Raw genomic sequence first — 8,452 nt, 5'->3', positions numbered from 1 at the left:
AGGCGGCCGTTCCTGCCGTGAAAAAATAGGGGGCGAATCCTGCCGAATGCTAAACCCGAAGGCCGTCTGAAACTCAGACGGCCTTCGGGTTTTATCGGTGGTATTTGCTGGAGGAAGCTGCTGGTTTATGTGCCTGTGACAGCAGATATAGTAAAACGAAAAAAGCCTGTACCTTGCTATTTTCATAACAGGGTATAGGCTTTTATGGGCGGGTATCTTCTATGGATATAGCTCTAATTATTTAAATATTCTATATCAAAATGAGATATTGTTACTTCCAATAGCGCCACCACGGCATGTCGCCGGACTTCCATTCATGCTCTAAAAACGGGCTTTGTGGGAAGTTTTTTGCCAAAATACGGCGGGTATCTTCGGCCAGCTGTGGCTTATCCAGTTTTTTATACGCCAGCTCCATCATGGCGAGAGATTCTTCGACATAGCGCGTATTTTGGTATTTCTCAACGATTTTTTGGGCTCGGTTGATTGCGGCAAGATAAGCACCGCGTTTCATATAATAGCGGGCAATAGCGATTTCATTTCCTCCTAATGCATCTACCAGTTTGGTCATGCGTGCAGTTGCATCGGGCGCATATTTACTGTTGGGGAAGCGTTCGACCAAATCTGCGAAGGCATAATAAGCATCACGGTTGGCTTTCGGGTCGCGGTCTGACCAGTCTTGCGAAGCCAGTTTGTTGAGGAAGGATTGGTCTTCGTTAAACAAAACCAAGCCTTTCAAATATAGGGCATAGTCCATATTCGGGTGTTGCGGATGATGGCGCTGGAAGCGCTCGATGGCAGCGAGCGCTTTTTCGGGTTCATCGTCTTTGTAATAAGCATAGGCAGTATCCAACTGCGCCTGCTGTGCGTAGCGGCCGTTGGGGAAGCGCGATTCTAAAATTTCATATAATTTGATGGCTCGCGTATAATTGCTGCTGTTCAATTCATCCTGCGCTTCCGTATAAAGTTGCTCCACGCTCCAATCTTGAGTGGCTTGGGCATCTTTATCAATTGTGTTTTTGCTGGCACATGCGCCGAGCGCCAAACTTAAAGAAACTACTAAAAGAATTTTTTTCATGCAAAATACTTCCTTTGATAATGAAGCCGATTATAGCGATGATTTAGAGTTTACGGCAGCCCCTGAAACAGAAAGTTGTGTTAATTTAACGATTCCATTGGATATGGCCGGTTTGCGTTTGGATGCGGCCTTGGCTAAATTGCTGCCGGACTATTCCCGCAGCCGCCTGACTTCTTGGATTAAAGACGGTTCCGTTACGCTTAACGGTAAATCCGCGCAGCCGAAAGATAAATTAATCGGCGAAGAGGCCGTGACCGTCATGATTCGTCCGAGCGAAGAAAATCTGGCGTTTACGCCGGAAGAGATGGATTTGGACATCGTATATGAAGACGATACCGTAATTGTGGTCAATAAATCGGCTGGTTTGGTCGTGCACCCCGCTGCGGGCAACTGGACGGGAACTTTACTCAACGGCTTGCTGGCTCATGCGCCGGAATTGTCGCAAGTGCCGCGCGCGGGGATTGTGCACCGTTTGGACAAAGATACCAGCGGCCTGATGGTGGTGGCCAAAACCCTTCCTGCGCAAAATTCATTGGTGCAGCAGTTGCAGGCACGTACGGTGAAGCGGATTTACCGCGCCGTGGCCAACGGCATTGTACCGTTTGACGGCAAAATCGACACCTTAATCGGCCGCGATCCGCACAACCGTTTGAAAATGGCGGTAGTGAAATACAACGGTAAACCGGCGGTTACGCACGTTAAGGTATTGGAGCGTTATCCGGCGCACAGCTATATCGAGTGCTCGCTGGAAACTGGCCGTACCCACCAAATCCGCGTGCACATGCGCGAGGCCAATCATCCCTTGGCGGGCGATCCGGTGTACGGCAATCCGCGCCACCCTTGCAGCGATGTCGCCAAAGAAGCGGTCAAAGCCATGCAGCGCCAAGCCCTGCATGCCTACCGTTTGAGCTTTATCCATCCGAAAACGCAGGAAACGGTTTCATTTGAAGCGCCGATTCCCGAGGATATGTATCATCTGCTGTCGGTATTGCGCTTAGAAGCCGGTTTGGATTCATCCTTGAGTCATGAAGAAGAATGGCAGGATAAATTGGATGCGGAGGATGATGACGATTGGAACGAAGACGATTACGATGTCGAAGTCGTATATGTGCGCGACTGATGTTTCAGACGGCCTCTGAATTGGTTTTCCCCATCAAGGCCGTCTGAAAAATAAAGGAATCCTATGAAAACCTTAAACGAATCTTTGGGTATTGCCGCCATCGGCCAATCCTTTTTGCATGCCGACTGGCCTGCGCCTGCCCATGTCAAAACCCTGATAACAACCCGCAACGGCGGCTTTAGCGAACCGCCTTATCAAAGTTTGAACGTCGGTGCGCATGTCGGTGACGATTCCGCAGCCGTTGCCCGAAATCGGGAAATTGTGCAGCGTCAAGTTGGCGCACCGATAGCCTATCTCAACCAAATCCACAGCAATACGGTTGTAGCGGCAGTAGATGCGTTAACCAAGCTGCCCGACGCGGACGCTTCCGTGGACACCACCGGCCAAGCCGCCTGCGCTGCGATGACGGCTGACTGCCTGCCGGTGTTGTTTTGCGACAAAGCCGGTACGGTAGTGGCGGCGGCGCACGCCGGTTGGCGCGGTTTGGCAGGCGGCGTGTTGCAGAATACCATCGCCGCCATGAACGTGAATCCGCTGGAAATCATGGCCTATTTCGGCCCAGCCATCGGCCCGGACGCGTTTGAAGTGGGGCAGGAGGTAAAAGACACGTTTTGCGCCCAACTGCCCGAAGCCGAACATGCTTTTACCGACATCGGCGGCGGCAAATATCTGGCGGATATTTACCTTTTGGCGCGGCAGGTGTTGAACCACGAAGGCGTGACCATGATTTACGGCGGTACGCATTGCACCGTATTGGAACGCGATACCTTTTTCTCCTACCGCCGCGACGGGCAGACCGGCCGCATGGTCAGCCTGATTTGGTTGGATAACGGCGTTTTGCAGGATTGAAACCGCAGGCCGTCTGAAAACACCGTTTTTTCAGACGGCCTGACAATCCGTTATAATGCCCGATACGCAAATTAAGAAAGTTTTTTATGAACAAGATTCTTTTGACCGCTGCGGCGCTGCTCTTAACCGCTTGCGGTTTTCATCTGAAAGGTACGCCCGGCACGACCCAGCCGCTGCCGTATCAGACTTGGTCGGTCAACGGCAACATCATGCAGCAGGCTTTGGAAAATGCTTTGCGCCGTGCCGACGGCAAACCTGAATCCGCCGCTAAAGCGCAAGCCGAGTTGAATGTCATCGGTATCCAAACCCGCCGCGACGTTTATACCATTACCCGCGCCGCGCTGATTAACGAATACCTGCTGATGTTGCGTGTTGAAGTTCAGGTCAGCCGCAAAGGAGAGCCGGTCGGTAAGCCGATTCGGGTAGAGGTTTACCGTACCATGGATTATTCCGACAGCGAAGTGTTGGGTAAGGCCGAGGAAGAGCAAACCATCTGGTCGGAAATGCGTGCCGATGCCGCCGATCAAATCGTGCGCCAACTGGCTTTTCTGAACTCGGCTGCGCAGTAATGGCAACGGCCAACATCGAGCATCTGCGCCCTGATATGCCGCTCTCGCCGCTGTATCTTATCCACGGCGAAGAGGATTTGCTGCGGATTGAAGCGCTGGACACCTTGCGTGCGGCGGCCAAGCAGCAAGGTTATCTCAACCGCGAAGTCTATAGCGTTGACAACCAATTTGATTGGAACGAGCTGTTGCAATCGGCGGGCAGCGCGGGTTTGTTTGCCGATTTGAAGCTGCTGGAAATCCATATCCCAAGCGGCAAGCCGGGCAAAAACGGCGGCGACGCGCTGCAAACGCTGGCGGCGCGTCTGCCGGAAGATACCGTAACCCTTATTTTGCTGCCTAAATTGGAAAAGGCGCAAACTCAGGCCAAATGGTTTACCGCATTGGCGGCAAAAGGCGTGGTATTGGAAGCCAAAGCCGTGACTGCTGCCGCGCTGCCGCAATGGATACAAGGCCGTCTGAAAAAAGCCGGTTTGGAGATTGAGGCGGACGCGCTGGCTTTGTTTACCGAACGTGTTGAGGGTAATCTGCTGGCGGCCAAGCAGGAAATCGACAAACTCGCCTTGCTCCACCCGCAAGGGCATGTGCTGAATATGGCGGACGCGGAAGCGGCGGTGGCGAATGTCGCCCGCTTTGATGTGTTCCAACTGGCGGGCGCATGGATGAAGGGCGACGCGCTGCGCGTCAGCCGCCTGCTTGACGGTTTGGAGCAAGAAGGTGAAGAGCCGGTGTTGCTGCTGTGGGCGGTGGCGGAAGACATCCGCACCTTAATCCGCTTGCACGCCGCGTTGAAGCAAGGCCAAAGCGTGCAATCCGTGCGCAACAGCCTGCGCTTGTGGGGCGACAAGCAAACCTTGGCACCGACGGCGGAAAAGCGTATTTCCATCACCCGCCTGCTGGCCGCGCTGCAAACCTGCGCCAAAATCGACCGCGTGATAAAAGGCGCGGAAGAGGGCGACGCTTGGACGGAGTTTAAGCAGCTGGTAACGGGCTTGGCGGTGTAAACGTGCAAACCGTTTCCCCCAAAGCCCTAAAATACTGTAAAATGCCGTAAACTTTTAACAAGCCGTCTGCCTGTGTTTTTTCAGGCGGCATATCCGTAGCAAGGAAACACAACAACATGGATCAAAAAGCAAAAATCCGTTTGGCCGGTCTGATTATTCTGGCGACCGCCGTTTTGAGTCTGATTTTGGTATTGATTGTGGACTCATGGCCGATTGCCATCATCAGCGCCATCGTGATTATGGCCGCCGCCGCAGGCGGTTTCGTTTGGACATCGCGTCGCCAACAGCGCCAATTTATCGAGCGCCTGAAAAAATTCGACATCGATCCGGAAAAAGGCCGTATCAACGAAGCCAACCTGCGCCGCATGTACCACAAAGGCGGTCAGGCGCAGAAAGACGCGATTACGCTGGTGTGCCTGTCGCAAAAATGCTCGGTGGACGAAGCGCACGAAATGTTTAAAAAACGCCCGACCCGTCAGGAAATCAACCAGATGGCGGCGCAGCAGTCCAAAGGCCAAAAACGCCCGCACCGCTGATGGCAGGCTTGTTTGCCTGTTTCGATATGCCGTAATTTAGTCGTTTCGTTGGATTGAGACAAGGCGCAGCAACGCTGTATTAAACTAACGAAATGACTATATTTTGATGAATTAAGGCCGTCTGAAAGCCCTCGGATTTTCAGACGGCCTTTCCCCAAGCCCACCATGACGACTTTCCCCACCGTTTCCCTCAAACGCCGCTTTGCCGCGCTGGTTTATGAGCTGCTGCTGATCGGCGCCATTACTCTGCTGGCTGCATTGCTGGCCGGGATTGCGGCAATTTTCCTCAATCCCGTGTCCACGAATTTGTCCGCTTTCGTGACCGCCGTGTTGGTGTTGGCGTTTTGGTGGTATTACTTCCGCACCAACTGGATGATTAAAGGCCAAACCCTGCCGATGCAGACTTGGAAAATCGGCTTGTGCAACCGGCAAGGCGCCCGCCCGCCGCTGCACCAGCTGCGCCTGCGCTTTATGTGGGCTTGCGTGTTTATCGTGTTTATTCCGCTGCTGGCTTATGCCGCGCTGCGTTATTGGGGCAATATTCCGCCGAAAACCGCTTTCGGTGCGGCGCTGATTTGGCTGATTCTGCCGTGGGGCTTCGCCTTGCTCAATCCCGACCGCCAGTTTCTGTATGATTTTCTGGCCGGTACGCGCTTGGTGGATTTGAAACCGGCACAACCGCCGCATAGGCGGAAAAAATAAACCCAAGCCTGTTACAAAAAGACCGTGACGAATTGTTCGTCACGGTCTTTTTGTATGGTTTTCAGACGGCCTTAAAAGCCGTTTTTCAATTCGCGCAAGGCGGCGAACACAGCCAATTCGCTGTCTAATTTCCAGCTGCATAAGGCTTCCGCCCGCGCTTTAACCTGCGGCAGATGGGCGCGTAAAAACGGATTGATTTTGCGTTCATGCGCCAGCGTTACCGGCAGGGTTGGCGCGTTTGCCGCAAGCGCGGCGAACAAGGCCGTCTGAATATCGGCGTTATCCGGCTCGATATGCGCGGCAAAGCGCAAATTGGCGGCGGTGTATTCATGCGCCGGATAAAACAGGGTTTCCGGCGGCAGGCTGTTGTAGCGTTGGAAACTGGCAAAAAGCTGCGCTATCGTGCCGGTAAACACGCGCCCGCAACCGGCGCTAAACAGCGTATCGCCGCAGAAAACGTGCAGGCCGTCTGAATTTTCCAGCAGATAGCTGACATGGTGGGCAGTGTGGCCGGGCGTTGCCCAAACGGTTGCGCTTGCGCCGCCGAAATCCAGCGTTTGGCCGTCTGAAACCGTTTGCGTGGCGGCGGCGATGTCGCTGTTGCCGTAAACCGGTGTGTTGGGAAATTGCGCCTGCAAATCCCGAATGCCGCCGGTGTGGTTGTTGTGGTGGTGGGTAATCCAAATTTGGTCTAAGCTCAGGCCGTGTTGCGCTAAAAAATCGGCGGCGGGTGCGGCTTCGCCGGGGTCGATACAGACAGCGCGGCCGTTGGCATGAATCGTCCAAATATAGTTGTCGCCAAAGGCTTTAACGGGGGTAATGGTCATGGCTTTCCTTTCTTTTCCTTCTTTTCAGACGGCTTTACAGGTAATCTTGCGGCTTGGCGCTTTTGCCGTAAACGGCAAAACGTGCGTGGCGGATACAGAGGCGGTTGAAGGTGCGCCGCTGGTTGTGGTTGCCGTCGCTGATGTTGACTTTACCCTGTTTGCGGGTCGGCATGTTGTGAAAATGGGTTTTGACATGCGGCCACATGCTTAAATCCACATGGATAAGGGCAAACATATCATGGGCAATGTTAACGCCAAGGCTCAGCTGCTCTCCGGCATGCTGCAAGCAAAAGCCTCTGTCGTTGAGCAGGCACAATCCGGTATCGGGATAACGGTAAAGCTCGATACGGACCGCTTCGGGATTTTCAAATCCGGCACGAAACATTTGTTCAAACAGCGACGGCTGCTGCACGCCTTCGCTCAACATACCGTAGAGATTGGCCAGCCAGTTGACATAGTCCAAAAAAGAAAAACGGTAGGTTTGCATGATGTGTTCGATACGCTTGGAATCGCGTTGGCTGATGAGGCGGACAAATTCAAAGCCGGCTTCGGGCAGCTGCCCACGGATGGCTTGGTGCAGGCGGCGGGCAAACGGATGCCGGTGGTTGTGCGGATTACGCAGAATGCCCAGCAGCTTTAAGCGCAGAACCCGCCACAGCTGCTCGGGAATGTTTATCCGTCCGGCAGGCAGTGTGCGCAAAGCTTGGCAGGCGTCTTCATAGCCGCTTTCGTGGCGGTTGAACCAGCTTTCAAGGTTGTATTGATTGGGTGTGCCGACGGCCAAAGTCAAGGTATAAAGATTGTGTTCGCACAGATTATTGATGATGTTGGCATTGATAATGTTGCCGTTGCGCTTATGCTTTTTATTCTTGCCGGACGCAGCGCCCTCAAACACGCTGCGCGGCAGTTTATAGATATTTTGATTTTGCGGGCTGACGCCGGGATTATGCGCATGCTGGCGTTGCTCCGTTTGCGCGATGTAATGGTGCTCTTTGGTCGGATTGGCCGTCAGCAGGGCAAAGGGCTTTTGCGTGCGATCGGGATATTCGCAATCGCTGAGGATAAAGGCTTTTTTCATGGGCAGGGTTTCAGACGGCCTGAAGATAAGTATTCAGGTATTCTGCAAAGCTGTTGAAAATCGGATAAGTCTCATCATACAACATCAAATTGAACGGCAGGGCGAAATCTTCTACTTCGGTATAGCGGAAACGGCCGTCGGGCGCAGGCCGTCTGAAATCTTCCGCTTGGTATTTGGCGGTTTGCTCGGCCGGATTGTCGGTATAGGTCAGCACGGGTTTGCCCAGCTCACGCGCAAAGCCGCATTCGTAGGCCGTGCCGCAGTCGGGTTCGGCGGAGCGGAAGGGCGACAGGTTGGCAAATACCGCGTCGCATTGCCGAATCATGGCTTCGTTGGCCAAACGGATTGTTAGGGCATTGGCGCGTTTGCCGGTGTCGTCGGTTTGCGGAACAAGCGCGATTTCATTGTCGGTGGGAATCAGTAGGCGGACGGTGGTCTTTTTCGCTTGCAGATTCCGGCTGGCGTTTTCCGCCAAATCTTTCATGGCTTGGAAAACGGTGTTGCGTTCGGCTTCTGGCAGGAATACGTCGCCGCCGGCGCAGTAGATAGAGAGGGTTCGCATGGTATTTCCTTAAAATAAAGCAGAATTAATAATATTAATTTTGGGGCTGTACTAGATAATTAGAGCAAATTACCTTTTACTAACTGTTTCAAAATAGAAATTTGAGATTTTATTTCACTGTTGTTAAAACGCC

The 8,452-nt window shown here is 53.1% G+C and carries 10 protein-coding genes; 6 read left to right on the top strand and 4 right to left on the bottom strand.

The genetic code is table 11. The features are described from left to right. Nucleotides 1-271: 271 nt before the first annotated feature. Nucleotides 272-1,075: an outer membrane protein assembly factor BamD gene (locus tag J2T37_RS11135; protein ID WP_253355927.1), complete on the bottom strand. Its 804-nt coding sequence runs from the start codon at nt 1,073-1,075 to the stop codon at nt 272-274. On the opposite strand from J2T37_RS11135, the gene rluD reads away from it, so the two are divergent. From rluD to J2T37_RS11105, 6 genes are all read left to right on the top strand, one after another. Continuing rightward, nucleotides 1,074-2,195, top strand: coding sequence for a 23S rRNA pseudouridine(1911/1915/1917) synthase RluD (rluD, locus tag J2T37_RS11130; protein ID WP_253355926.1), 1,122 nt, complete (start codon nt 1,074-1,076; stop codon nt 2,193-2,195). The genes J2T37_RS11135 and rluD overlap by 2 nt on opposite strands. Before the next feature lie 63 nt (nt 2,196-2,258). Beyond that, nucleotides 2,259-3,044: a peptidoglycan editing factor PgeF gene (gene pgeF, locus J2T37_RS11125; RefSeq protein WP_253355925.1), complete on the top strand. Its 786-nt coding sequence runs from the start codon at nt 2,259-2,261 to the stop codon at nt 3,042-3,044. Nucleotides 3,045-3,130: 86 nt separating this feature from the next. Then, a complete protein-coding gene (gene lptE / locus J2T37_RS11120; protein WP_253355924.1) occupies nt 3,131-3,613 on the top strand; it encodes an LPS-assembly lipoprotein LptE in 483 nt (160 codons plus the stop codon). Continuing rightward, nucleotides 3,613-4,614, top strand: coding sequence for a DNA polymerase III subunit delta (holA, locus tag J2T37_RS11115; protein WP_253355923.1), 1,002 nt, complete (start codon nt 3,613-3,615; stop codon nt 4,612-4,614). The genes lptE and holA overlap by 1 nt, the downstream gene beginning before the upstream one ends. A 116-nt stretch (nt 4,615-4,730) precedes the next feature. Continuing rightward, nucleotides 4,731-5,150: a hypothetical protein gene (locus J2T37_RS11110; protein ID WP_253355922.1), complete on the top strand. Its 420-nt coding sequence runs from the start codon at nt 4,731-4,733 to the stop codon at nt 5,148-5,150. Nucleotides 5,151-5,315: 165 nt separating this feature from the next. Further along, nucleotides 5,316-5,852: an RDD family protein gene (locus tag J2T37_RS11105; protein WP_253355920.1), complete on the top strand. Its 537-nt coding sequence runs from the start codon at nt 5,316-5,318 to the stop codon at nt 5,850-5,852. Between the two features lie 71 nt (nt 5,853-5,923). Here J2T37_RS11105 and gloB read toward each other — a convergent pair whose 3' ends face one another. Genes gloB through J2T37_RS11090 form a run of 3 tightly spaced genes read right to left on the bottom strand, consistent with a single transcriptional unit; the run spans nt 5,924 to nt 8,319 of the window. Continuing rightward, nucleotides 5,924-6,679, bottom strand: coding sequence for a hydroxyacylglutathione hydrolase (gene gloB / locus J2T37_RS11100; RefSeq protein ID WP_253355918.1), 756 nt, complete (start codon nt 6,677-6,679; stop codon nt 5,924-5,926). 34 nt (nt 6,680-6,713) lie between these two features. Continuing rightward, a complete protein-coding gene (locus tag J2T37_RS11095; RefSeq protein WP_253355916.1) occupies nt 6,714-7,757 on the bottom strand; it encodes a hypothetical protein in 1,044 nt (347 codons plus the stop codon). Between the two features lie 10 nt (nt 7,758-7,767). After that, nucleotides 7,768-8,319: a nucleoside 2-deoxyribosyltransferase gene (locus J2T37_RS11090; protein ID WP_253355913.1), complete on the bottom strand. Its 552-nt coding sequence runs from the start codon at nt 8,317-8,319 to the stop codon at nt 7,768-7,770. Between the last annotated feature and the right edge of the window lie 133 nt (nt 8,320-8,452).

This window comes from Neisseria perflava (assembly GCF_024170405.1).
Classification (GTDB): domain Bacteria; phylum Pseudomonadota; class Gammaproteobacteria; order Burkholderiales; family Neisseriaceae; genus Neisseria; species Neisseria perflava_B.
Note: the sequence above shows the minus strand (reverse complement) of the source record. Positions and strands in the feature narration are given on the sequence as shown.

What these genes read in the sequence shown, in the direction of transcription:
- holA (WP_253355923.1), top strand. Translation starts at nt 3,613, where the DNA reads ATGGCAACGGCCAACATCGAGCATCTGCGCCCTGATATGCCGCTCTCG.
- J2T37_RS11110 (WP_253355922.1), top strand. Translation starts at nt 4,731, where the DNA reads ATGGATCAAAAAGCAAAAATCCGTTTGGCCGGTCTGATTATTCTGGCG.
- rluD (WP_253355926.1), top strand. Translation starts at nt 1,074, where the DNA reads ATGCAAAATACTTCCTTTGATAATGAAGCCGATTATAGCGATGATTTA.
- pgeF (WP_253355925.1), top strand. Translation starts at nt 2,259, where the DNA reads ATGAAAACCTTAAACGAATCTTTGGGTATTGCCGCCATCGGCCAATCC.
- J2T37_RS11135 (WP_253355927.1), bottom strand. Translation starts at nt 1,075, where the DNA reads ATGAAAAAAATTCTTTTAGTAGTTTCTTTAAGTTTGGCGCTCGGCGCA.
- J2T37_RS11105 (WP_253355920.1), top strand. Translation starts at nt 5,316, where the DNA reads ATGACGACTTTCCCCACCGTTTCCCTCAAACGCCGCTTTGCCGCGCTG.
- J2T37_RS11095 (WP_253355916.1), bottom strand. Translation starts at nt 7,757, where the DNA reads ATGAAAAAAGCCTTTATCCTCAGCGATTGCGAATATCCCGATCGCACG.
- lptE (WP_253355924.1), top strand. Translation starts at nt 3,131, where the DNA reads ATGAACAAGATTCTTTTGACCGCTGCGGCGCTGCTCTTAACCGCTTGC.
- J2T37_RS11090 (WP_253355913.1), bottom strand. Translation starts at nt 8,319, where the DNA reads ATGCGAACCCTCTCTATCTACTGCGCCGGCGGCGACGTATTCCTGCCA.
- gloB (WP_253355918.1), bottom strand. Translation starts at nt 6,679, where the DNA reads ATGACCATTACCCCCGTTAAAGCCTTTGGCGACAACTATATTTGGACG.